The 23,893-nt window shown below is 40.0% G+C and carries 22 protein-coding genes, 2 tRNA genes and 2 pseudogenes; all 26 read left to right on the top strand.

Annotated elements, in window-relative coordinates:
- The first annotated feature begins 113 nt into the window (after positions 1-113).
- The 26 genes and pseudogenes from parE (at position 114) to sufB (ending at position 23,761) form a co-directional block, all read left to right on the top strand.
- On the top strand, positions 114-2,063 hold the full coding sequence (gene parE / locus ACESOD_RS02005; protein WP_322741469.1) for a DNA topoisomerase IV subunit B: 1,950 nt from the start codon (positions 114-116) through the stop codon (positions 2,061-2,063).
- Positions 2,060-2,680: a hypothetical protein gene (locus tag ACESOD_RS02000; protein ID WP_001021287.1), complete on the top strand. Its 621-nt coding sequence runs from the start codon at positions 2,060-2,062 to the stop codon at positions 2,678-2,680. Before parE ends, ACESOD_RS02000 begins: the two co-directional genes overlap by 4 nt.
- Positions 2,681-2,811: 131 nt before the next feature.
- On the top strand, positions 2,812-3,219 hold the full coding sequence (locus tag ACESOD_RS01995; protein ID WP_373093677.1) for a YkvA family protein: 408 nt from the start codon (positions 2,812-2,814) through the stop codon (positions 3,217-3,219).
- 49 nt (positions 3,220-3,268) lie between these two features.
- The gene (locus tag ACESOD_RS01990; RefSeq protein ID WP_373093676.1) at positions 3,269-3,811 is read left to right on the top strand and encodes a hypothetical protein; all 543 of its coding nucleotides are present in this window, start codon (positions 3,269-3,271) and stop codon (positions 3,809-3,811) included.
- Positions 3,801-4,323 (top strand): annotated as a pseudogene (locus tag ACESOD_RS01985) (aminoglycoside 6-adenylyltransferase); the annotation flags it as partial. The gene ACESOD_RS01990 and the pseudogene ACESOD_RS01985, both read left to right, overlap by 11 nt.
- A gap of 91 nt (positions 4,324-4,414) precedes the next feature.
- Positions 4,415-4,789 (top strand): GNAT family N-acetyltransferase, encoded by a 375-nt coding sequence (locus ACESOD_RS01980; protein ID WP_000586877.1) that lies wholly within the window; start codon positions 4,415-4,417, stop codon positions 4,787-4,789.
- Positions 4,790-4,855: 66 nt separating this feature from the next.
- Positions 4,856-5,074: pseudogene (locus tag ACESOD_RS01975) on the top strand (GNAT family N-acetyltransferase); the annotation flags it as partial.
- Between the two features lie 16 nt (positions 5,075-5,090).
- Positions 5,091-5,912, top strand: coding sequence for an aminoglycoside 6-adenylyltransferase (locus tag ACESOD_RS01970; protein WP_373094064.1), 822 nt, complete (start codon positions 5,091-5,093; stop codon positions 5,910-5,912).
- 183 nt (positions 5,913-6,095) lie between these two features.
- Positions 6,096-8,573 (top strand): DNA topoisomerase IV subunit A, encoded by a 2,478-nt coding sequence (parC, locus tag ACESOD_RS01965; RefSeq protein ID WP_373093675.1) that lies wholly within the window; start codon positions 6,096-6,098, stop codon positions 8,571-8,573.
- 124 nt (positions 8,574-8,697) lie between these two features.
- Positions 8,698-9,720, top strand: coding sequence for a branched-chain amino acid aminotransferase (locus ACESOD_RS01960; RefSeq protein ID WP_373093673.1), 1,023 nt, complete (start codon positions 8,698-8,700; stop codon positions 9,718-9,720).
- 21 nt (positions 9,721-9,741) lie between these two features.
- Entirely contained in the window at positions 9,742-11,709 is a 1,968-nt protein-coding gene (locus ACESOD_RS01955; RefSeq protein ID WP_075231267.1) for a peptide ABC transporter substrate-binding protein, read from the top strand.
- Positions 11,710-11,743: 34 nt separating this feature from the next.
- A complete protein-coding gene (locus ACESOD_RS01950) occupies positions 11,744-12,433 on the top strand; it encodes a DUF969 domain-containing protein (protein ID WP_320692154.1) in 690 nt (229 codons plus the stop codon).
- Positions 12,430-13,353: a DUF979 domain-containing protein gene (locus tag ACESOD_RS01945; protein ID WP_373093671.1), complete on the top strand. Its 924-nt coding sequence runs from the start codon at positions 12,430-12,432 to the stop codon at positions 13,351-13,353. Before ACESOD_RS01950 ends, ACESOD_RS01945 begins: the two co-directional genes overlap by 4 nt.
- A 13-nt stretch (positions 13,354-13,366) precedes the next feature.
- Entirely contained in the window at positions 13,367-14,011 is a 645-nt protein-coding gene (gene pcp, locus ACESOD_RS01940) for a pyroglutamyl-peptidase I (protein WP_373093669.1), read from the top strand.
- A 134-nt stretch (positions 14,012-14,145) separates the two neighbouring features.
- Entirely contained in the window at positions 14,146-14,376 is a 231-nt protein-coding gene (locus ACESOD_RS01935) for a DUF2969 domain-containing protein (protein WP_000037108.1), read from the top strand.
- A 49-nt stretch (positions 14,377-14,425) separates the two neighbouring features.
- Positions 14,426-14,506 (top strand) — tRNA-Tyr (locus ACESOD_RS01930).
- A 9-nt stretch (positions 14,507-14,515) separates the two neighbouring features.
- Positions 14,516-14,587 (top strand) — tRNA-Gln (locus ACESOD_RS01925).
- A 161-nt stretch (positions 14,588-14,748) separates the two neighbouring features.
- Complete coding sequence (rpsA, locus tag ACESOD_RS01920; RefSeq protein WP_001001618.1) at positions 14,749-15,951, top strand: 30S ribosomal protein S1; 1,203 nt, start codon at positions 14,749-14,751, stop codon at positions 15,949-15,951.
- A gap of 85 nt (positions 15,952-16,036) precedes the next feature.
- On the top strand, positions 16,037-16,534 hold the full coding sequence (locus ACESOD_RS01915) for a GAF domain-containing protein (protein WP_373093667.1): 498 nt from the start codon (positions 16,037-16,039) through the stop codon (positions 16,532-16,534).
- Positions 16,534-18,198, top strand: coding sequence for a DNA polymerase III subunit gamma/tau (gene dnaX / locus ACESOD_RS01910; RefSeq protein WP_373093665.1), 1,665 nt, complete (start codon positions 16,534-16,536; stop codon positions 18,196-18,198). The genes ACESOD_RS01915 and dnaX overlap by 1 nt, the downstream gene beginning before the upstream one ends.
- Before the next feature lie 22 nt (positions 18,199-18,220).
- Positions 18,221-18,415, top strand: a complete 195-nt coding sequence (locus tag ACESOD_RS01905; protein ID WP_001081607.1) for a DUF3272 family protein — start codon at positions 18,221-18,223, stop codon at positions 18,413-18,415.
- Positions 18,416-18,567: 152 nt separating this feature from the next.
- Complete coding sequence (sufC, locus tag ACESOD_RS01900; protein WP_000114489.1) at positions 18,568-19,338, top strand: Fe-S cluster assembly ATPase SufC; 771 nt, start codon at positions 18,568-18,570, stop codon at positions 19,336-19,338.
- A 27-nt stretch (positions 19,339-19,365) separates the two neighbouring features.
- Complete coding sequence (sufD, locus tag ACESOD_RS01895; protein WP_373093660.1) at positions 19,366-20,628, top strand: Fe-S cluster assembly protein SufD; 1,263 nt, start codon at positions 19,366-19,368, stop codon at positions 20,626-20,628.
- A 10-nt stretch (positions 20,629-20,638) separates the two neighbouring features.
- Positions 20,639-21,865: a cysteine desulfurase gene (locus ACESOD_RS01890; protein WP_373093658.1), complete on the top strand. Its 1,227-nt coding sequence runs from the start codon at positions 20,639-20,641 to the stop codon at positions 21,863-21,865.
- The gene (gene sufU, locus ACESOD_RS01885) at positions 21,852-22,292 is read left to right on the top strand and encodes a Fe-S cluster assembly sulfur transfer protein SufU (protein WP_371621044.1); all 441 of its coding nucleotides are present in this window, start codon (positions 21,852-21,854) and stop codon (positions 22,290-22,292) included. Before ACESOD_RS01890 ends, sufU begins: the two co-directional genes overlap by 14 nt.
- 56 nt (positions 22,293-22,348) lie before the next feature.
- Positions 22,349-23,761, top strand: coding sequence for a Fe-S cluster assembly protein SufB (sufB, locus tag ACESOD_RS01880; RefSeq protein ID WP_006151262.1), 1,413 nt, complete (start codon positions 22,349-22,351; stop codon positions 23,759-23,761).
- The last annotated feature ends 132 nt before the right edge of the window (positions 23,762-23,893 follow it).

The following is a 23,893-nucleotide window of genomic DNA, read 5'->3' as shown; positions in this document are numbered from 1 at the left end:
TGAGTGCTTTTTTTACTAAAAAGGACTTGTGAATAGGCTTTTTAACTTGAAAATTTTGCAAAATCCCTAGAAAACCTGTAAAATAGTAAAGATGAACAAATAGGAGGTTCCTTGTGTCAAAAAAGGAAATCAATATTAACAATTATAATGATGACGCCATTCAGGTGCTAGAAGGGTTGGATGCGGTTCGAAAACGTCCGGGGATGTATATCGGATCGACCGATGGTGCTGGACTACATCACCTTGTTTGGGAAATTGTCGATAATGCGGTCGATGAAGCCCTATCTGGGTTTGGAGATCGTATTGATGTGACCATTAATAAAGACGGAAGTTTAACGGTTCAAGACCACGGACGTGGAATGCCGACTGGGATGCACGCTATGGGGATTCCAACGGTTGAGGTCATCTTTACCATTCTTCACGCTGGAGGAAAATTCGGTCAAGGTGGTTACAAGACTTCTGGCGGTCTCCACGGGGTTGGTTCTTCTGTTGTCAATGCCCTTTCTAGTTGGCTTGAAGTAGAAATCACTCGTGATGGTGCAGTCTACAAGCAACGCTTTGAAAATGGTGGAAAACCAGTAACAACTCTTGAAAAGGTTGGAACTGCACCTAAATCTAAAACAGGTACCAAAGTGACCTTTATGCCGGATGCTAGTATCTTTTCTACGACAGACTTTAAATACAATACCATTTCAGAGCGTCTCAATGAGTCTGCCTTTCTCTTGAAAAATGTAACCTTGTCATTAACGGACAAGCGAACAGATGAAGCAATTGAATTCCATTATGAGAATGGGGTACAAGACTTTGTTTCTTACCTCAATGAAGACAAGGAAACCTTGACGCCAGTCCTTTACTTTGAAGGCGAAGATAATGGTTTTCAAGTAGAAGTAGCCCTTCAATATAATGATGGATTTTCAGATAACATCTTGTCCTTTGTTAACAACGTTCGTACCAAGGACGGTGGAACGCATGAGACAGGACTTAAGTCAGCTATTACCAAGGTTATGAATGACTATGCCCGTAAGACAGGTCTTCTCAAAGAAAAAGATAAAAATCTTGAAGGTTCTGATTATCGTGAAGGATTAGCAGCAGTTCTATCAATTCTCGTTCCTGAAGAACACCTTCAGTTTGAAGGACAGACCAAGGATAAACTAGGAAGTCCCCTTGCTCGTCCAGTTGTGGATGGGATTGTGGCTGATAAGTTGACCTTCTTCCTCATGGAAAATGGAGAACTAGCTTCTAACCTGATTCGCAAAGCTATCAAGGCGCGTGATGCTCGTGAAGCAGCACGTAAGGCGCGTGATGAGAGCCGAAATGGTAAGAAAAATAAGAAAGACAAGGGATTACTTTCTGGGAAATTAACCCCAGCCCAGTCTAAAAATCCAGCAAAGAACGAGCTCTATTTGGTCGAAGGAGATTCTGCCGGTGGTTCTGCTAAGCAAGGTCGTGACCGTAAGTTCCAAGCTATCTTGCCTCTTCGTGGTAAGGTTATCAATACAGCCAAGGCTAAGATGGCGGATATCCTTAAAAATGAAGAAATCAACACCATGATTTATACCATCGGTGCTGGTGTGGGGGCAGACTTTTCTCTTGAAGATGCCAACTATGACAAGATCATTATCATGACCGATGCGGATACCGACGGTGCCCACATTCAAACTCTTCTCTTAACCTTCTTTTATCGTTATATGCGTCCACTAGTCGAAGCTGGACATGTCTATATCGCCCTTCCACCTCTTTACAAGATGTCAAAAGGCAAAGGCAAGAAAGAAGAAGTGGCCTACGCATGGACGGATGGTGAGCTAGAAGAACTACGTAAGCAGTTTGGTAAAGGTGCTACCCTCCAACGTTATAAAGGTCTTGGTGAGATGAATGCGGACCAACTCTGGGAAACAACCATGAACCCAGAAACGCGTACCCTCATCCGTGTTACAATCGAAGACCTAGCACGCGCAGAACGTCGTGTCAATGTCCTCATGGGAGACAAGGTTGAACCACGCCGTAAATGGATTGAAGATAATGTCAAATTTACGCTGGAAGAGAGTGGGGAGATGGTGTTTTGAACATAATAGGAAATAAAAAATTGGTGCTAGGAATTGTTGTTTTTTTAACTGTAGTATCAATTTGTTTAGCATTTATCTCTGATAATGGGATGGTGTTTGATGTTGAAAGAACCATATCGTTTATTGGAATCTTATCTGGATTATTTGGTATATTTTCTATCTTTATTAATTTTCAAGTACTAACTGAAGTAAAAAATATTGAAGAACAAAGATCAAAAACAATATCTAAGATAAAAGAGGAGATATTCTTTAGAGATGAAATTGTGAGAGCTAAAGAAGCTATTAATAAATTATCAACAAAGACAACAAAACAGGATTTTTTACAAGATACAACAACAATCGAACTAGCTGTAGTTAGAAGTATATGTGAAAATCCATTGATAAAAGATAAGACGCAAACTAGGCCAGAATCTAAATCTATATTTTCAAGAGTACAAAATATGGATGAGGAAATTACAAAGTATAGAAATAATATTACTAATACTGAACAAGATTGTTGGAATATTTCTCCAAGTTTGATTACAAATTTTAGAAAAGCTTTGGATGAATTGAAACATATTCTTGATGAAAATGTTGCAATTACTGCAAGTTATTCTATGATTCCAGATAAAAGATAAGTGAATTCTAATGATAAGGTTAATACAGACTAGACATAGTGGTTTAAAAAATCAAAAACTAGTTTTAAAATTACATTTGAAGAAGCGACAGTGTTTTAAAGTTTGATATAAATACAAATGGAGGACAAGTTATGTCTGAAAATCTAAGTGAAGAGCAAGTAAAAGAAGCTCTTGAAAGTGGTTATGCACAATCTGAAGCATTATTAAATGATAAAGATGAATTAGATGACTTTTTGTACCGTTTGGAGCAAAAAATTAACAATATGCCATTTGTTGGAAAGAAATTTTCGATGATCCCAGTCATGATTTCTTTGGTGAAAAATTATGTTCAAGGAAAATATACCACGGTTCCTTATGGGACTATTTTAGCTGTTTTAAGCGCACTTATTTATTTCCTTGCTCCTATTGATATTGTTCCTGACTTCATTCCGCTAGCAGGTTACTTGGACGATATGGCGGTTCTAGGACTTTGTATGAATATGGTCAAAACAGACATTGAAACCTATGATAGATGGCGTCAGTCTCAAGGATTGATCTGAAAAATCGTCTATATTTCTTAATCTTAGCTCTTTAAAAGAGGTATAAATCATGATAAGTTTATTGTTTGATAGTCCATTTCTTATCATAGTCTTAGCTTTAGGTGCAATTATGTATATAATTGCCAAACAAGGTAAACCTGAGCAAAGCCGCTATCTTGAATTTTTACTATTAACCATAATAACTACCTGTGTCTTTTTATTTGATAATCCTTTAAGATCCAATCCTTATGCAGGTTTGCTCTTTTATGTTTTTGACTTTTATATTTTCACATCAGCTAGCTTAGCATTCAGTTTTACAGCTATTTATAAAAGTACCAAACATCTCAGATATTATCCTAGTAGTTACTCAAAACTTCTTAAGATAAATGCCTGGTTTTTAGCAATCTTATCAGGTATGAACCTACTATTTATAATGTTGGCGCAAGAAATGGGAATAATTTTGCTATTACCAATTTTTGGTATTAGTTTTATCATTCAATTCTTGGCCGGAGAGCTTGAAAGTAAAAGAGTTCAGAAACTTCTTAAGCAAAGAAATGAAGATTCTTTTATTCTGAACCCAGAGGCAACTGAGGATGAACCACATGAGAACTGACCAGGAAATGCTTGATCTGATTATACAAATAGCTAAAAAGTTACAGGTTGATGCTGTGGCTCTGCCTGGCTCAAGAACAGAGGTTCAAGCTCCAAAAGATGAATTTCAAGACTATGATATTGTCTATATTGTAGAGAATCTGGACGAGTTGATTTCAGATTTATCTTGGATAGACCAGTTTGGTACACGTAACATTGAGCAACATAATATCCTAGATAACCGTCGTCTCTACCTCATGCTCTTTGAAGATGGTAACCGTATTGATTTGACTCTATGTCCTAAAGTGCATATCAAGGAGTGGGTAGAAAGCGAAGCGGATTTCACGGTGCTAGAGGACACTAAGGGCTTGTTTGCGCCATATTCTTCAAATCCTCAGCGTTACTGGACAAGTCCAGCTACTGAGAAGGATTTTAAAAAAGCCTGCAATGAATTTTGGTGGGTTTCTGCCTATGTAGTCAAGGGCATTTGTCGCAATCAAGTCATCAATGCGACTGACCACCTCAAAACCATCCGCAGCCGCTACAAAAAACGCAAACCTGCTATGAAGGTAACGGAAGCAGTGGGGAGTGTTAATTAAGTCTGACAGATTTGGAGGAATAGAAGATGATTATCAGACCTGCAAGCAGAAAAGATTGTCAAGCTATTTATAGCCTTTATCAAAGTGAAAAATGGCTTTCTTTTACAGAGGAAAAAGTGACATCTCTATTTTCAACAAATCTGTCTCATTACTTGGTGCTTGAAGAGGACCAGAAAATCCTTGGCTTTGCCCGTTATCTGACGGATGAAGTGATGACGACCTTTTTAGCTGAAATAATTATTGATAAATCCCACCGCAGAAAAGGACTGGGACAGCAGCTGATTGAGGAGATCCACAAAAAATATCCTTTGACACGGATTGAATTAATATCTGAAGCAGATGGATTTTATCGGTCAATAAGTTTTAAGCCTGTTGGTACAGGATTTAGAAAATCTGAATGAAAGGAGACAGCCAATGACGCTTGACAACAAACTGGGTCTGACAGATTCGCTTGAACTAGCCAAGATGGTTATGCGACGGAGGCTGCCCAAGCCTGTCTAGACTTTGCTTTTCAGCAGGCTGGCTTGTCAGAAGTTTACTCTTTTACATCCTTACTCAATCAACTTTCGCAAAAAGTTATGCAAAAACTGAGCATGGAATTTGTCAAAGAATTTGATAATTAAAAAGTTCCAGCAGACAGTCTGCTTTATAGACATGTCCTATACAGAATCAAGAGTTTCTACTAAAAAGGCAGGTATTCCAATGAGAACTGAAACCGAGATGTTTGATGTGATTTTGCAAACCGCAAAAGTGCTACAAATCGATGCAGTCGCCATGTCCGGCTCGCGGACAAATCCAAAAGCACCAAAAGATGAGTTTCAGGATTACGATGTGGTCTATGTCGTGGACGACTTAGATAATCTGACGAGTGACCTTTCTTGGTTAGACCAGTTTGGCACTCGTATCATTGAGCAGCATAATGTTCTAGGCAACCGTCGCCTCTATCTCATGCTATTTGAAGATGGCAATCGGATTGATTTGACCCTCTGTCCTACGGAGTATATTCAAGAGTGGGTGGATAGTGAGGCAGGATTCACAGTTTTAGTAGATGAGAAAGGTTTGTTTGAGTCCTATTCTTCCGGTCCAGAGCGTTTCTGGATACATCCAGCTAGTGAGACGGATTTTGAAAAATCTTGTAATGAATTTTGGTGGGTGTCAGCCTACGTGGTCAAAGGAATTTGTCGAAAGCAAGTCATCTATGCGACGGATCATCTCTACGGTATTTGCCAGCAAGAACTCTTGAAAATCTTAGCTTGGCAGGTGGCAAGTGATAGAGAAGCAGTCGACATCGGTAAGAACTACAAGTACCTCTTTAACTACTTGCCTGCTGAGAAGGAGAAAGAATTCTCAAATTTGCTTGATTTATCAAGCTTAGAAAAAACCACTCAGTCTTTATTGGCTACGATGCAACTTTTTCACCAAGAAGCTCAAAGGCTTGCCCAAAAGATGGGCTTTGACTACGATAGGGAAGTAACTGAGAAGATGATTGAGTATGCTGAGGAAAAACTTCAAAACACTAATTAAATAAAGAACATAATTCATAACTTTAAACTACAGAAAGGATAATTTGGTTACTAGAGGTAACTGAACACGGGACTAATTTCCTAGGAAAAAAGATAAATCGATTCGGGTTCATCGAACCCTGCATCGATTTCCTATTTTTCTACAGAAATTTTCGGCAAGCCGAAACGTCCCTATGTATCTTATATGAGTAATATCCAAAACATGTCCCTGGAGGACATCATGGGAGAGCGCTTTGGGCGCTACTCCAAATACATCATTCAAGACCGGGCTTTGCCAGACATTCGTGATGGATTGAAGCCGGTTCAACGCCGTATTCTTTATTCGATGAATAAGGATGGCAATACTTTTGATAAGAGCTATCGTAAGTCGGCTAAGTCTGTCGGGAACATCATGGGTAATTTCCACCCACACGGAGATTCTTCTATCTATGATGCCATGGTTCGTATGTCTCAGGACTGGAAAAATCGTGAGATTCTGGTCGAAATGCACGGTAACAACGGTTCGATGGACGGGGATCCGCCTGCGGCTATGCGTTATACCGAGGCCCGTTTGTCTGAGATTGCAGGCTACCTTCTTCAGGATATCGAGAAAAAGACAGTTCCTTTTGCTTGGAACTTTGACGATACGGAGAAAGAGCCAACTGTCTTACCAGCAGCTTTTCCAAACCTCTTAGTCAATGGTTCAACAGGTATTTCAGCTGGGTATGCCACAGATATTCCACCGCATAATTTGGCTGAAGTTATTGATGCGACAGTCTACATGATTGATCACCCGACTGCTAAGGTTGAAAAGCTCATGGAATTCTTGCCTGGGCCAGATTTCCCGACTGGAGGGATTATCCAAGGTCGTGATGAAATCAAAAAGGCCTATGAAACTGGTAAGGGGCGCGTGGTCGTTCGTTCCAAGACTGAAATTGAGAAGCTAAAAGGTGGTAAGGAACAAATCGTTATCACTGAGATTCCTTATGAGATCAATAAGGCTAACTTGGTCAAGAAAATCGATGAAGTCCGTGTCAATAACAAGGTGGCAGGTATCGCTGAGGTTCGAGATGAGTCTGACCGTGACGGTCTTCGCATCGCTATTGAACTTAAGAAAGATGCGAATACCGAGCTTGTTCTCAACTATCTTTTCAAGTACACTGACTTGCAAGTCAATTACAACTTCAACATGGTGGCGATTGACAATTTCACCCCTCGTCAGGTTGGGATTGTGCCAATCTTATCTAGTTATATTGCCCACCGTCGTGAAGTTATCTTGGCACGTTCTCGCTTTGACAAGGAAAAGGCTGAAAAACGTCTCCATATCGTGGAAGGTTTGATTCGTGTCATCTCTATCTTGGATGAAGTTATTGCTCTTATCCGTGCTTCTGAGAACAAGGCTGATGCAAAGGAAAACCTCAAGGTCAGCTATGATTTTACAGAAGAACAGGCTGAGGCCATTGTTACCTTGCAATTGTATCGTTTGACCAATACAGACGTTGTTGTCTTGCAAGAAGAAGAAGCAGAACTTCGTGAAAAGATTGCTATGCTTGCAGCTATCATCGGTGACGAACGAACATTGTATAATCTCATGAAGAAAGAACTCCGTGAGGTCAAGAAGAAATTTGCGACACCTCGATTTAGTACTTTAGAAGATACAGCAAAAGTCATTGAGATTGATACAGCTAGTCTGATCGCCGAGGAAGATACCTACGTCAGCGTGACTAAGGCAGGTTATATCAAGCGTACTAGCCCTCGTTCCTTTGCAGCTTCAACCTTAGAAGAAATTGGTAAACGGGATGATGACCGATTGCTATTCGTTCAAAATGTGAAAACTACCCAGCATCTTTTAATTTTTACAACGCTTGGGAACGTCATTTATCGACCAGTCCATGAGTTGGCAGATATTCGTTGGAAGGATATCGGGGAGCATTTGAGCCAGTCTATTACAAACTTTGAAACCAATGAAGAAGTGCTCTATGCAGAAGTTGTGGATCAATTTGATGATGCGACAACTTATTTTGCAGCAACACGACTTGGACAAATCAAACGGGTAGAACGCAAAGAATTCTCTCCATGGAGAACCTACCGTTCTAAATCTGTCAAGTACGCTAAGTTGAAAGACGATACTGACCAGATTGTAGCAGTAGCTCCGATTAAATTGGATGATGTTCTGTTGATCAGTCGAAATGGTTATGCCCTCCGCTTTAACATCGAAGAAGTGCCAGTTATCGGTGCCAAAGCTGCAGGTGTCAAAGCCATGAACTTGAAAGCAGATGATGTGATACAAGCAGCCTTTATCTGCAATACTTCATCTTTCTATCTTTTGACGCAACGTGGAAGCTTGAAACGTGTTTCAACAGAGGAAATTCCAGCAACCAGTCGTGCCAATCGTGGCCTTCAAGTCTTGAGAGAATTAAAGAGTAAACCCCATCGCGTATTCTTGGCTGGAGCGGTCTCAGAACAAGGATTTGTTGGAGATCTCTTTAGTACAGAAGTAGAAGATGGAGAACAAACACTTGTGATTCAATCAAATAATGGAACGATTTACGAATCAATCCTACAAGATTTGAATCTATCAGAACGTACAAGCAATGGAAGTTTCATTTCAGATAGTATTTCTGATGAAGAAGTTTTTGATGCTTATCTCAAAGAAATCTTTAAAGAAATCAAAGAAAATTAAAAATCGGTCCTAGTGACTGATTTTTTATAAGTAAAATTTTCAGAAAATTACAAATAATACTTGAATTTTTAGGAGAATAGTGTAGAATAGAACACAAAGCTTGATTAGAATAAAGGAGATTATCATGACAGTTATGATCGATTGGGAAAATCTCGGTTTTTCCTATATGAAACTACCTTATCGTTATATCGCTTATTTTAAAGATGGACAATGGGCTCAAGGAGAATTAACAGAAGATGCAACCTTGCATATCTCAGAATCATCTCCAAGTCTTCACTATGGACAACAAGCATTTGAAGGATTGAAAGCCTATCGTACAAAGGATGGTAGCGTACAACTCTTCCGTCCAGATGAAAATGCTAAGCGTCTGCAACGCACCTGTGATCGTCTTTTGATGCCTCAAGTTCCAACAGAAATGTTTGTAGAGGCTTGTAAAGCCGTTGTTCGTGCTAATGAGGAATACGTACCCCCTTATGGAACTGGTGGAACCCTCTACCTTCGTCCACTCTTGATTGGTGTTGGAGATATCATTGGGGTAAAACCAGCTGAGGAGTATATTTTTACCATCTTTGCCATGCCAGTTGGAAATTACTTTAAAGGTGGCTTGGTGCCAACAAATTTCTTGATTCAAGATGAGTATGACCGTGCTGCACCAAATGGAACAGGGGCTGCCAAGGTCGGTGGGAACTATGCAGCCAGTCTTTTGCCAGGAAAAATGGCTAAATCCCGTCATTTCTCTGATGTTATTTATCTTGACCCATCAACACACACTAAGATTGAAGAAGTTGGTTCAGCAAACTTCTTTGGAATTACAGCTGATAATGAGTTTGTAACCCCATTGAGTCCATCAATCTTGCCATCCATTACCAAGTACTCATTGCTTTACTTGGCAGAGCATCGTTTGGGCTTGAAACCTGTTGAGGGGGATGTACCAATTGATAGTTTGGATCGATTTGTAGAAGCAGGTGCCTGCGGTACTGCAGCAGTAATTTCACCTATTGGGGGAATCCAACACGGTGACGACTTCCACGTTTTCTACAGTGAGACAGAGGTTGGTCCAGTGACTCGTAAACTATACGATGAATTGACAGGTATCCAATTTGGTGATATTGAAGCGCCAGAAGGTTGGATTGTAAAAGTAGATTAAAAATTATTAAAGGAGTTCTTTATGAAAACGAAAAAGTGGATGTTAACAGCAGGAGTGGTCCTGAGTACAGCAGTTCTTCTTGTAGCTTGTGGGAAAGCTGACAAGGAAGCAGATGCGCCTACAACTTTCTCTTATGTCTATGGAGTAGACCCATCATCTTTGGACTACAGTATCGCAACTCGTACTTCAACAACGGATATCATCGGTAACGTCGTTGATGGTTTGTTGGAAAACGATGAATATGGGAATTTGATTCCTTCCCTCGCTGAGGATTGGAGTGTCTCACAAGACGGTTTGACTTATACTTATAAACTTCGTAAAGGGGTTAAATGGTATACTTCAGAGGGTGAAGAATACGCTGAAGTAACTGCGCATGACTTTGTTACAGGATTGAAACACGTAGCAGATGGCAAATCAGACGGTGTCACTCTTATTCAAAACTCAATCAAGGGCTTGAATGAATATATGACTGGTGAGACTAACGACTTCTCAACAGTTGGGGTTAAGGCAGTGGATGACTATACTGTTGAGTACACTCTAAACGCACCTGAAACTTTCTGGAATTCAAAAGTAACTTCAGCAACTATGTTGCCTGTAAATGAAGAATTCCTCAAAGCATCAGGTAAGAATTATGGAACGGTCAGCCCAGCTGGTATTCTTTATAATGGTCCATATATCCTGAAGACATTGACTTCAAAATCTTTAATCGAATATGAAAAGAATCCAAATTATTGGGATAAAGAGAAGGTTAAAATCGAGAAAGTTAAATTAACTTACTATGATGGTTCAGACCAAGAATCCTTGATTCGTAGCTTCTCTTCAGGTGTTTACACAACAGCCCGTCTCTTCCCAAGTAGCTCAAACTTTGCCTCAACTTTGGAACAATACGGAGATAAAATTACTTACAGCCCACAGGATTCAACTAGTTACTACTTTACCTTTAACGTAAACCGTCAATCTTTCAATAAGACAGCGAAAACAAGTGAAGAACAGAAAACTTCTACAAAAGAAGCAATGTTGAACAAGGACTTCCGTCAAGCCATCAACTTTGCCTTCAATCGTCATTCTTATGCTGCCCAGCTCAATGGTGAAGATGGTGCGGATAAGATTATTCGTAATAGCTTAGTACCAGACAATTTCGTTCAATCTGGTGGTAAAAACTTTGGTGATATCGCTCAAAAAGAATTGGTCAACTATGGAGACCAATGGAAAGGTGTTGAACTTGTAGACGGAAAAGATACCATCTACAATCCTGACAAAGCCAAAGCTTCATTTGAAAAAGCTAAGAAAGAATTGGAAGCAAAAGGTGTAACCTTCCCAATTCACTTGGATGTTCCAGTTGAGCAAACAGATACAATTGCTGTTCAACAAAGTAATTCCTTTAAACAATCAATCGAGTCAACACTTGGTTCTGAAAATGTCGTGATCGATGTTCTTCAAATGACTGATAACGAGAAGGAAAGCATTACATCTCAAGCTCGTGTTCCTGCTCAAAAAGACTATGACTTGAACAGTACTGGATGGGCTCCAAGCTACCAAGATCCAGCAAGTTATCTCAATATCATGGATCCTAAGACCGGTTCTGCTATGAAACACCTTGGTATCACTAAAGGAAAAGACAAGGAAGTAGTAGCTCAACTAGGTTTGGACGAATATAAGAAACTCTTGGATGATGCAGTTTCTGAGACAAACGACTTGGATAAGAGATATGAAAAATATGCTAAAGCTCAAGCGTGGCTCACTGATAGTTCTCTCCTGATGCCAACAGCTTCATCAGGTGGTTCACCAGTTGTCAGCAACATTGTTCCTTTCTCTAAACCATACTCACAAGTTGGTATTAAGGGTGATCCATACATCTTCAAGGGAATGAAATTGCAAAAAGAGATTGTATCTGCTAAAGAATACCAAGCAGCTCTTGAAAAATGGCAAAAAGAAAAATTGGAATCAAACAATAAATATCAAAAAGAATTAGAAAGTCATGTCAAATAAAACAGACTAGTACTTTTGGAATAAAGGGGCCTATATGGAATGGATTAAACTAATAGGGATACTTATCATTGTGGTTGGTTTTATCTATAAGTTAGATACCATTGCAACGGTAGTCTTAGCTAGTTTAGTTACCGCTCTAGTTTCTGGAGTTTCTCTTGTTGAGTTCTTGGAAATTTTGGGAAAAGAATTTAGTAATCAACGAGTTCTGACGATTTTTATGGTAACCTTGCCACTGGTAGGTTTATCTGAAACTTTTGGCCTCAAGCAACGTTCGATTGACTTGATTCAAAAGATAAAGGGACTAACAGTTGGAAGTTTTTATACAGTGTATTTCTTTTTTCGGGAACTCGATGGTTTCTTTGCCATTCGTCTTGGAGGACATCCGCAGTTTGTAAGGCCTTTGGTTCAACCCATGGGACAAGCAGCAGCAGAGTCTCAATTAGGTAGAAAATTAACGGAGCAGGAGAGCGAAGCGCTAAAAGCGCGTGCAGCAGCAAATGATAATTTCGCAAATTTCTTTGCTCAAAACACTTTCGTTGGTGCAGGTGGTGTCCTCTTGATAGGGGGCACACTGGACCAATTTGGTTACGAAAGTAATTATGCAGGAATTGCTTCAGCTTCGCTTATAGTTGCAGGAATTTCCCTATTTATAGTTGGGATTTACAATTACCTGTTTGATAGAAAACTGCTAGCAAATAAGGTTAGTAAAGGAAAAGATGAATGACCAATCTAGCAAGACAGTTATTAGAGTTGACCTATATTGTGATTGGTTGTCAATTCCTTCATACAGCTTATTGTAGCTATAAAGATAAAACAAACCCAGTTCGCTTTGGAACGGCTGGGTTTTGGGCTTTATTGGGCATCAGTTTTATCGGTGGTTCCTATCTACCTTCTGTCTGTATTGGAGTTATCGTAGTGCTATTAGCCCTGCTAACTCTCTTTAAACAGGTTCGTATCGGCACCTTACTGTCTCTGGATGAAGTCAAGGCAAATATTGAAGCTAAACGACTAAAGAATAAAATTTTTATTCCAGTCATGTTAATGGCTTTGATTGCTTTGGTATTAGCAAAAATGATCCCTGACTTTAGTAAGATTGCTATCAGTCTTGCTGCATTTTTCGCAACCATCTCTCTTTTATTGATTACTAAGAGTTCTCCTAGAAGTTTGTTAGCAGAAAACAATCGCATGGTGCAACAAGTTTCAACCAGTGGGATTGTGCCTCAACTTTTAGGGGCTTTAGGGGCAATATTTACCGTAGCAGGAGTTGGAGATCTGATCGCTCACTTGATAAGTGGTTTAGTTCCATCGGGCAGTCGTTTTATGGGTGTGGTAGCTTATGTCCTTGGGATGGTTCTATTCTCCATGATAATGGGAAATGCCTTTGCTGCCTTCACGGTTATTACGGCTGGAATTGGTGTTCCCTTTGTATTTGCCTTGGGAGCTGATCCAATCGTAGCCGCTGCTCTAGCAATGACAGCAGGTTGCTGTGGAACCTTATTGACTCCAATGGCTGCTAACTTTAATGCTTTACCAGCAGCTCTCCTGGATATGAAAGATCCAAATGGGGTTATCAAAGCTCAAGTAGGAGTAGCTGTTATCATGATTATCCTACATGTATTTTTGATGTACTTTTTGGCATTTTAGCAAAGGAAATAAAATGAAAATATTAGTAACAGGTTTTGATCCTTTCGGTGGTGAAAAGATCAATCCAGCTCTGGAAGCTGTTAAATCATTACCATCTGAGATTCATGGAGCTGAAATTCATTGGGTAGAAATCCCAACGGTCTTTTATCAATCAGCAGAGGTTTTAGAAGCAGAAATAGTTCGATATCAACCAGATGTTGTGCTTTGCATCGGTCAAGCAGGAGGAAGAGCTAGTCTAACTCCTGAGCGAGTTGCCATCAACCAAGATGATGCTAGAATTCCTGATAACCAAGGGAATCAGCCGATTGACACTCCTATACGCCTGGACGGTCAAGCAGCCTATTTTAGCACACTCCCTATCAAAGCAATGGTACAAGCCATAAAAGAGGAAGGGTTACCAGCTACAGTGTCCAATACAGCAGGAACCTTTGTTTGTAATCATTTGATGTACCAGGCTCTCTATTTAGCGGATAAAAAGTTTTCACATATGAGAGCAGGCTTTATGCATATTCCCTATATGACAGAACAGGTGATCAATAAACCTAATACAGCATCTATGAATTTAACTGATATCGTCAGAGGTATCGAAGCTGCGATTGGTGCTATCGTAGATTATAAAGATAAGGACATAAAATTAGTGGGTGGGACAACCCACTAACAATAAGTCTTCACTAGATTAAAAAATTAGATTTTGTCACAAAAACTCTTTATCAAGGTTGTCTTGATAAAGAGTTTTTTCTTGCCAGTTTTTTAAATTTCTTGTACAATAGGAAGAGTGAAAAGAGGTATCGTATGAGTAAAAAAGATAAAAAAATTGAAATTCAATTAACAGACGCGACTGTTTTAGTCGGTAAGGAAAAGTATGAAGGATATACTTTAACGATTGGTAAAAAGGTTATTGGTGAAATTGCTGAACTAGATAATCAATTTGCGATCATAAAGAATGGAAATGTCGATAGTTTTTATAAAAAACTTGAAAAAGCTGTGGAAATTTTGATTGAAAACTATAATTTAGCAAAATAAAGCTTGTTTTTTGTAAATTTTCATGATATAATAGTTTTCGTTGAACATTGGAGAGATAGCGAAGAGGCTAAACGCGGCGGACTGTAAATCCGCTCCTTCGGGTTCGGGGGTTCGAATCCCTCTCTCTCCATTTCACTTTTGGGGTATAGCCAAGCGGTAAGGCAAGGGACTTTGACTCCCTCATGCGTTGGTTCGAATCCAGCTACCCCAGTTCTTAGGTAATATATTCAAGATAAAAAGAAAAATATCTTAGGGTATTTTATTTTTATAATTGAAGGACGTGAACGATATAACATGTCTTTGCGGGTGCTTAGGAAAAAATTATAAGTATGTCAAGTTTAAGAAAAACTTGATTGTTGGAGGATTTTTTAGATGAACGAATTTGAAGATTTGCTAAATAGCGTTAGCCAAGTTGAGCCAGGTGATGTTGTTAGTGCTGAAGTATTGACAGTTGATGCTACTCAAGCTAATGTTGCAATCTCTGGAACTGGTGTTGAAGGTGTCTTGACTCTTCGCGAATTGACAAACGATCGCGATGCAGATATCAATGACTTTGTAAAAGTAGGTGAAGTATTGGATGTTCTTGTACTTCGTCAAGTAGTTGGTAAAGATACTGATACAGTAACATACCTTGTATCTAAAAAACGCCTTGAAGCTCGCAAAGCATGGGACAAACTTGTAGGACGTGAAGAAGAAGTTGTTACAGTTAAAGGAACTCGCGCTGTTAAGGGTGGACTTTCAGTAGAATTTGAAGGTGTACGTGGATTTATCCCAGCTTCAATGTTGGATACTCGTTTTGTACGTAACACTGAGCGTTTTGTAGGTCAAGAGTTTGATGCTAAAATCAAAGAAGTTGATCCTAAAGAAAACCGCTTCATCCTTTCACGTCGTGAAGTTGTAGAAGCAGCTACAGCAGCAGCTCGTGCTGAAGTATTTGGTAAATTGGCTGTTGGTGATGTTGTAACTGGTAAAGTTGCACGTATCACAAGCTTTGGTGCTTTCATCGACCTTGGTGGTGTTGACGGATTGGTTCACTTGACTGAATTGTCACACGAACGTAACGTTTCACCAAAATCAGTTGTAACTGTTGGTGAAGAAGTTGAAGTGAAAATCCTTGATCTTAACGAAGAAGAAGGACGTGTATCACTTTCACTTAAAGCTACAACACCTGGACCATGGGATGGCGTTGAGCAAAAATTGGCTAAAGGTGATGTTGTAGAAGGTACAGTTAAACGTTTGACTGACTTCGGTGCATTTGTTGAAGTATTGCCAGGTATCGATGGACTTGTTCACGTATCACAAATTTCACACAAACGTATTGAAAATCCAAAAGAAGCTCTTAAAGTTGGTCAAGAAGTTACTGTTAAAGTTCTTGAAGTTAATGCTGATGCAGAACGCGTATCACTTTCTATCAAAGCTCTTGAAGAACGTCCAGCTCAAGAAGAAGGACAAAAAGAAGAAAAACGCGCTCCACGTCCACGTCGTCCAAAACGTCAAGAAAAACGTGATTTTGAACTTCCTGAAACTCAAACAGGATTCTCAATGGCTGACTTGTTCGGAGACATCGAACTTTAATCCATTCGAATTTGAATAAAATCCTTTGTTTTTAAAACAAGGGATTTTTCTTTTTTCTACTAGCATTTTTTGATATAATGGTTTTATGTTATATTCAGAAAAAGAATCACTTTATCAAATAATAAATGAACAGCTCTCTTATCTTTTAGAAGGAGAGCCCAATGTGTTGGCTAATCTTTCTAATGCTAGTGCTTTGCTAAAAACAAGCTTTCCCAATACTGTTTTTGCAGGTTTCTATCTATTTGATGGGAATGAACTGATCTTGGGACCCTTTCAAGGTGGAGTTTCATGTGTACGAATCGCTCTTGGAAAAGGTGTTTGTGGCGAATCGGCAGCTAGTCGTCAAACAGTTATTGTTGGTGATGTAAAAACCTATCCAAACTATATTTCTTGCGATAGTAGTGCTCGTAGTGAAATTGTTGTGCCAATGGTTAAAGAGGGACGTCTTTTGGGCGTTCTAGATTTAGATTCATCTCTTGTTGATGATTATGATGAGTTGGATCAGAAATATCTAGAAGAGTATGTTGCTATTTTGTTAGAGAAAACCGAATGGAATTTTTCAATGTTTGAGGAGAAAGCGTAATGTATCAGGCCCTTTATCGAAAATATAGAAGTCAAACATTTTCACAGTTAGTAGGCCAAGAAATTGTTGCAAAAACTCTTAAACAAGCTGTAGAGCAGGAAAAGATCAGCCATGCTTATCTTTTTTCAGGGCCTCGTGGAACTGGAAAAACCAGTGTAGCCAAAATTTTTGCCAAGGCTATGAACTGCCCTAATCAAGAGGGAGGAGAACCTTGCAATAACTGTTATATCTGTCAAGCTGTAACAGACGGTAGCTTGGAAGACGTTATCGAAATGGATGCGGCCTCGAACAATGGAGTGGATGAAATTCGTGATATTCGTGATAAATCAACCTATGCTCCAAGTGTAGCTCAGTATAAGGTCTATATCATTGATGAGGTTCATATGCTTTCAACTGGAGCCTTCAATGCCCTTTTGAAAACTCTCGAAGAACCCACTCCTAATGTTGTTTTTATCCTAGCAACGACAGAGCTTCATAAGATTCCTGCAACCATTTTGTCTCGTGTTCAACGCTTCGAGTTCAAATCTATTAGAACTCAGGATATTCGAGATCATATCTTCCATATTTTAGAGAAGGAAGGGATTGCTTATGAAACTGAAGCTGTTGAGATTATCGCTCGTAGAGCAGAAGGTGGTATGCGGGATGCTTTGTCCATTTTAGACCAAGCATTGAGCTTGACTCAAGATGCTAGATTAACAACAGCTGTTTCTGAGGAAATTACGGGGACTATTAGTCTAAGTGCTTTGGATAATTATGTGGCTGCCTTGGCGCAAAAAGATGTGACTCGTGCTTTGGAAAATCTTAATTTGATTTTTGATAACGGAAAAAGCATGACACGATTTGTAACGGATTTGTTGCAGTATCTAAGGGATATTTTGATTGTCCAAACTGGTGGGGAGAATACTCACCATAGTGATCTCTTTAAGGATAACCTAGGTCTTTCACAGGCTGTTTTGTTTGAAATGATTGGAATTGCGACAAGTAGTTTAGCTGATATCAAGGCTAGCTTACAGCCTAAGATTTATGCTGAAATGATGACCATTCGTTTGGCAGAGATAGATTCAAAACCAACATTATCAGATGATACAAGTGGAGAATTAGCCTCACTTAGAGAAGAAGTTGCACGATTGAAACAGGCCCTAGCAAATGTTAACACGAGTCCTAAGCAGACTACACCAACACCGAGTCGTCCAGTTAACAGCAAGTCAATTTATCGTGTAGATCGTAATAAGGTTCAGTCTATTCTTCAAGAAGCTGTTGAAAATCCTGATTTAGCCCGTCAAAATCTAATACGTCTTCAAAATGCTTGGGGTGAAGTTATTGAAAGTTTGTCAGGTCCTGATAAGGCACTTTTAGTTGGTTCTCAACCTGTTGCGGCTAATGAGCACCATGCGATTCTTTCATTTGAATCTAACTTCAATGCTGGCCAGACCATGAAACGTGATAATCTCAACACCATGTTTGGCAATATCCTTAGTCAAGCAGCGGGATTTTCACCAGAGATTCTTGCTATATCTATGGACGAGTGGAAAGAAGTCAGAGCAGACTTCTCAGCTAAAGCTAAATCGTCTCAAGGTCAACCCGTTAAGGAAGAAGTTGAGGAATCTGTCCTCCCTAAAGGATTTGAGTTTCTAGCGGATAAAGTAACCATTGCAGAAGATTAAAAGGATTTTGTGACATAATACGATGAACAGACAACAATTTATAATTATGGCCTTATTTACTGCTGCCGAGACTTATTTCTTTAATGAATCCATCATGGAGCAACGGTATATCGTGGCCTTGCTTTGGGCTATTTTAATCCTAAGAAATTTTAGAGTCAGCTATATTATGGGTAAAATTGTCAACGCTATAGATGACCATTTTCGTGGAAAGAAGTAACCCTCAGCTTCTAGACAAAATTAAAGCCTTTTAGGCTTTTTTTTGTTATACTATTAAAGTATATTTATTGATATTTTATCGTCTTTTACTAGAAAACTAAGGACAATTTTCTAGCGAAAATGATAAAACGGATTGAAAAGAAAGGAATTATCATGTCAGTATTAGAGATCAAAGATCTTCACGTTGAAATCGAAGGAAAAGAAATTTTAAAAGGGGTTAATCTGACTCTTAAAACAGGAGAAATTGCCGCTATCATGGGACCAAATGGTACTGGTAAATCAACTCTCTCAGCTGCTATTATGGGAAACCCAAACTATGAAGTCACTAAAGGTGAAGTCTTGTTTGACGGTGTAAATATCCTTGAGTTGGAAGTGGATGAGCGTGCGCGTATGGGACTTTTCCTAGCTATGCAATACCCATCAGAAATTCCAGGAATTACCAATGCAGAATTCCTTCGTGCAGCTATGAATGCTGGTAAAGAAGATGATGAGAAGATTTCGGTGCGTGAGTTTATCACTAAGTTAGACGAAAAAATGGAATTGCTCAACATGAAAGAAGAAATGGCAGAGCGTTACCTCAACGAAGGATTCTCTGGTGGTGAGAAAAAACGCAATGAAATTCTTCAACTCTTGATGTTGGAACCAACTTTTGCACTTCTTGATGAGATTGACTCAGGTCTTGATATTGATGCCCTTAAAGTTGTCTCTAAAGGGGTTAATGCTATGCGTGGTGAAGGCTTTGGTGCTATGATTATTACTCACTACCAACGTCTCTTGAACTATATCACTCCAGATGTAGTACACGTTATGATGGAAGGTCGTGTTGTACTTTCTGGTGGTCCAGAATTGGCTGCACGTTTGGAACGTGAAGGATACGCAAAATTAGCTGAAGAACTTGGCTATGACTACAAGGAAGAATTGTAATTCCCTCGTATCTTTTAGGAGAAGTAAATGACTAAAGAAACTATTAAACTTTTTTCAGAAATGCACGCTGAACCAAGCTGGTTGGCTGACCTCCGTCAAAAAGCTTTTGATAAGATTGAGAGCCTAGAATTACCAGTCATTGAGCGTGTCAAATTTCACCGTTGGAATCTTGGTGATGGAACTATTACAGAAAGTGAACCATCAGCAAATGTTCCTGACTTCACAGCTCTAGATAATCACTTGAAGTTGGTGCAAGTAGGAACTCAAACTGTTTTTGAACAAACTCCAGCTGAGTTGGCTGAACAAGGAGTGGTCTTTACAGACTTCCACTCAGCTTTAGAAGAAATTCCAGAGCTTATTGAGGAATTCTTCATGTCATCTGTTAAATACGATGATGATAAATTAGCAGCCTACCATACAGCCTACTTTAACAGTGGTGCGGTTCTCTATATCCCTGATAACGTAGAAATCACAGAACCAATTGAAGGTATTTTCTACCAAGACAGCGATAGCGATGTGCCATTTAACAAACATATCCTCATCATCGCTGGTAAGAATAGTAAGATTAGCTACCTTGAACGTCTGGAGTCACGTGGTGAGGGTAGTGTTAAAGCAACTGCCAACATCACAGTAGAAGTCATTGCACGTTCAGGCGCACAAGTGAAATTTGCTGCGATTGACCGTCTAGGTGAGAACGTCACTGCCTATATTAGCCGCCGTGGTAAATTGGGCAACGATGCAAATATTGACTGGGCGATTGGTGTCATGAATGAAGGAAACGTCGTTGCAGATTTTGATAGTGACTTGATTGGTAATGGTAGCCATGCAGATCTTAAGGTCGTTGCCCTATCAAGTGGTCGTCAGGTACAAGGGATTGATACACGAGTGACTAACTATGGTTGCAACTCTATCGGTAATATTCTTCAACATGGGGTTATCCTTGAAAAAGCAACTTTAACTTTCAACGGTATCGGCCACATTATCAAGGGTGCCAAGGGAGCAGATGCCCAACAAGAGAGCCGTGTTCTCATGCTTTCTGACCAAGCGCGTTCAGATGCCAACCCAATTCTCTTGATTGATGAAAATGATGTCACTGCAGGTCATGCGGCTTCTATTGGACAAGTAGACCCTGAAGACATGTACTACCTCATGAGTCGTGGCTTGGATAAGGCAACTGCAGAACGCTTGGTTGTTCGTGGTTTCCTTGGATCTGTAATCGTGGAAATTCCAGTCAAGGAAGTTCGTGATGAAATGATTGTAACGATCGAAGAAAAATTGTCAAAACGCTAAGGGGAAGCCTATGTTAGATGTAGAAGTGATTCGCAAGGATTTTCCAATTTTAGATCAGATTGTCAACGACGAGCCTTTGGTCTATCTGGACAATGCTGCGACGACACAAAAACCACTAGCAGTTCTGGAAGCCATTAATCACTACTATGAGCAGGACAATGCCAATGTCCATCGCGGGGTTCATACTTTGGCAGAGCGTGCGACAGCTTCCTACGAAGCTGCTCGTGAAACCATTCGTAAGTTCATCAATGCAGGCTCGACAAAGGAAGTCCTCTTTACTAGAGGAACGACAACCAGTCTCAACTGGGTGGCACGTTTCGCTGAGGAATTCTTGACTGAGGGGGATCAAGTTTTGATTTCTGTCATGGAACACCATTCCAACATCATTCCTTGGCAGGAAGCTTGTCGAAAGACCGGAGCTGAGCTTGTTTATGTCTATCTCAAGGACGGAGCTCTGGATATGGATGACCTGCGGGCTAAATTGACGGACAAGGTTAAGTTTGTCTCGTTAGCTCATGCTTCCAATGTTCTTGGAGTGGTTAATCCTATCAAGGAAATCACTCAAATGGCTCATGAAGTTGGAGCTATTATGGTGGTGGATGGTGCTCAGTCTACGCCCCATATGAAGATTGATGTTCAGGACTTGGATGTAGACTTCTTTGCCTTCTCAGGTCACAAGATGGCTGGTCCGACAGGCCTCGGTGTTCTTTATGGCAAAGAAAAGTATCTGGAACAAATGTCACCGGTGGAGTTTGGTGGCGAGATGATTGATTTCGTTTATGAACAATCTGCAAGCTGGAAGGAATTGCCTTGGAAATTCGAGGCTGGAACTCCTAACATGGCAGGTGCAATTGGACTTGCTGCTGCAGTAGATTATCTTGAAAATCTTGGTATGGCAGCCATTGAAGCTCATGAACAGGAATTGATTGCCTATGTCTTTCCCAAATTGCAGGCAATTGAGGGATTGACCATATACGGTTCGCAAGATTTGGCTCAACGTTCAGGTGTTATTGCCTTTAACCTAGGTGATCTTCACCCTCACGACCTCGCTACTGCTCTGGATTATGAAGGAGTAGCAGTTCGTGCCGGACACCATTGCGCTCAACCTTTGCTCCAGTATTTGGACGTTCCAGCAACAGCTCGTGCAAGTTTTTATATCTATAATACCAAGGCAGATTGCGACAAGTTAGTCGATGCTTTACAAAAGACAAAGGAGTTTTTCAATGGCACTTTCTAAACTAGATAGCCTTTATATGGCAGTGGTAGCGGACCATTCGAAAAATCCCCATCACCAAGGGAAGCTAGAAGATGCTGAACAAATCAGTCTTAACAATCCAACTTGTGGTGATGTGATTAATCTCTCTGTTAAGTTTGATGCAGATGATCGTTTGGAAGATATCGCTTTTCTAAACTCTGGTTGTACCATTTCAACTGCCTCTGCTAGTATGATGACAGATGCAGTCTTAGGAAAGACCAAGCAAGAAATCCTAGAGCTTGCAACCATCTTTTCTGAAATGGTTCAAGGGCAAAAAGATGACAGACAAGATAGTCTTGGAGACGCAGCTTTCTTATCAGGAGTTGCCAAGTTTCCTCAACGAATCAAGTGTGCAACCCTAGCTTGGAACGCCCTGAAGAAAACAATTGAAAATCAAGATAATAAATAAGACAAGCTTTCTTTGTCTTATAAATCATAGAAATAAAGAATGAAAGAAAGGATATTATGGCTGAAGAAAGAGTAGAACCAAAACCAATTGACCTTGGTGAATATAAATTTGGTTTCCATGACGATGTAGAGCCTGTCCTATCGACAGGAAAAGGATTGAATGAAGATGTCATTCGTGAACTATCAGCTGCTAAGGGAGAGCCTGAGTGGATGTTAGAATTCCGTTTGAAGTCTTATGAAACCTTCAAAAAAATGCCAATGCAAACCTGGGGAGCAGACTTGTCAGAGATTGATTTTGATGACTTGATTTACTACCAAAAACCATCTGATAAACCAGCCCGTTCTTGGGATGAAGTTCCTGAAAAAATCAAAGAAACCTTTGAACGTATTGGGATTCCAGAAGCTGAACGTGCCTATCTTGCTGGAGCTTCTGCCCAGTATGAGTCAGAAGTGGTTTACCATAACATGAAGGAAGAATTTGAGAAGTTAGGTATCATCTTTACAGATACAGATTCTGCCCTCAAGGAATACCCAGACTTGTTTAAACAATACTTTGCGAAGTTGGTACCACCGACTGATAACAAGTTGGCAGCCCTCAACTCAGCAGTATGGTCAGGTGGAACATTTATCTACGTACCAAAAGGTGTCAAGGTAGATATTCCACTTCAAACTTACTTCCGTATCAACAACGAAAATACTGGTCAGTTTGAACGTACCTTGATTATCGTTGATGAAGGAGCAAGCGTCCACTACGTAGAAGGATGTACAGCACCAACTTATTCAAGCAACAGCTTGCACGCCGCCATTGTAGAAATCTTTGCTTTGGATGGAGCTTATATGCGTTATACGACTATTCAAAACTGGTCTGACAACGTTTATAACTTGGTAACCAAACGTGCTAAAGCTTTGAAAGATGCGACAGTTGAGTGGATTGATGGAAACTTAGGTGCCAAAACAACTATGAAATATCCATCTGTTTACCTTGATGGAGAAGGTGCGCGTGGGACTATGCTTTCAATTGCCTTTGCCAATGCGGGGCAACACCAAGATACTGGTGCTAAGATGATCCACAATGCTCCACATACAAGTTCGTCTATCGTTTCTAAATCCATTGCCAAAGGTGGAGGGAAGGTTGACTATCGTGGACAAGTAACCTTTAATAAGAACTCTAAGAAATCTGTTTCTCACATCGAGTGTGATACCATTATCATGGATGACTTGTCAGCATCAGATACTATTCCGTTTAATGAAATCCACAACTCACAAGTAGCTTTGGAACACGAAGCCAAAGTATCTAAGATTTCAGAAGAACAACTCTATTATCTCATGAGTCGTGGTTTGTCAGAATCTGAAGCAACTGAAATGATTGTCATGGGATTTGTCGAACCCTTCACTAAAGAACTTCCAATGGAATACGCAGTTGAGCTCAACCGCTTGATTAGCTATGAAATGGAAGGATCTGTCGGATAAACTTTATGAACAGAAACTGAGGCTGGGACAAAAGTCCTAGCCTCTCAATTGTCTTTGGATTGTCGAGCAAGACGCAGTGGTTGAGTGGGCTCTACTACGCTGATTTCATCAGCTTTTACAGCCCTACTCAAC

Origin of the sequence: Streptococcus oralis (assembly GCF_964238205.1) — a bacterium.
Taxonomy (GTDB): Bacteria; Bacillota; Bacilli; order Lactobacillales; family Streptococcaceae; genus Streptococcus; species Streptococcus oralis_CZ.
This window is presented reverse-complemented; position numbering and strand designations above follow the sequence as displayed.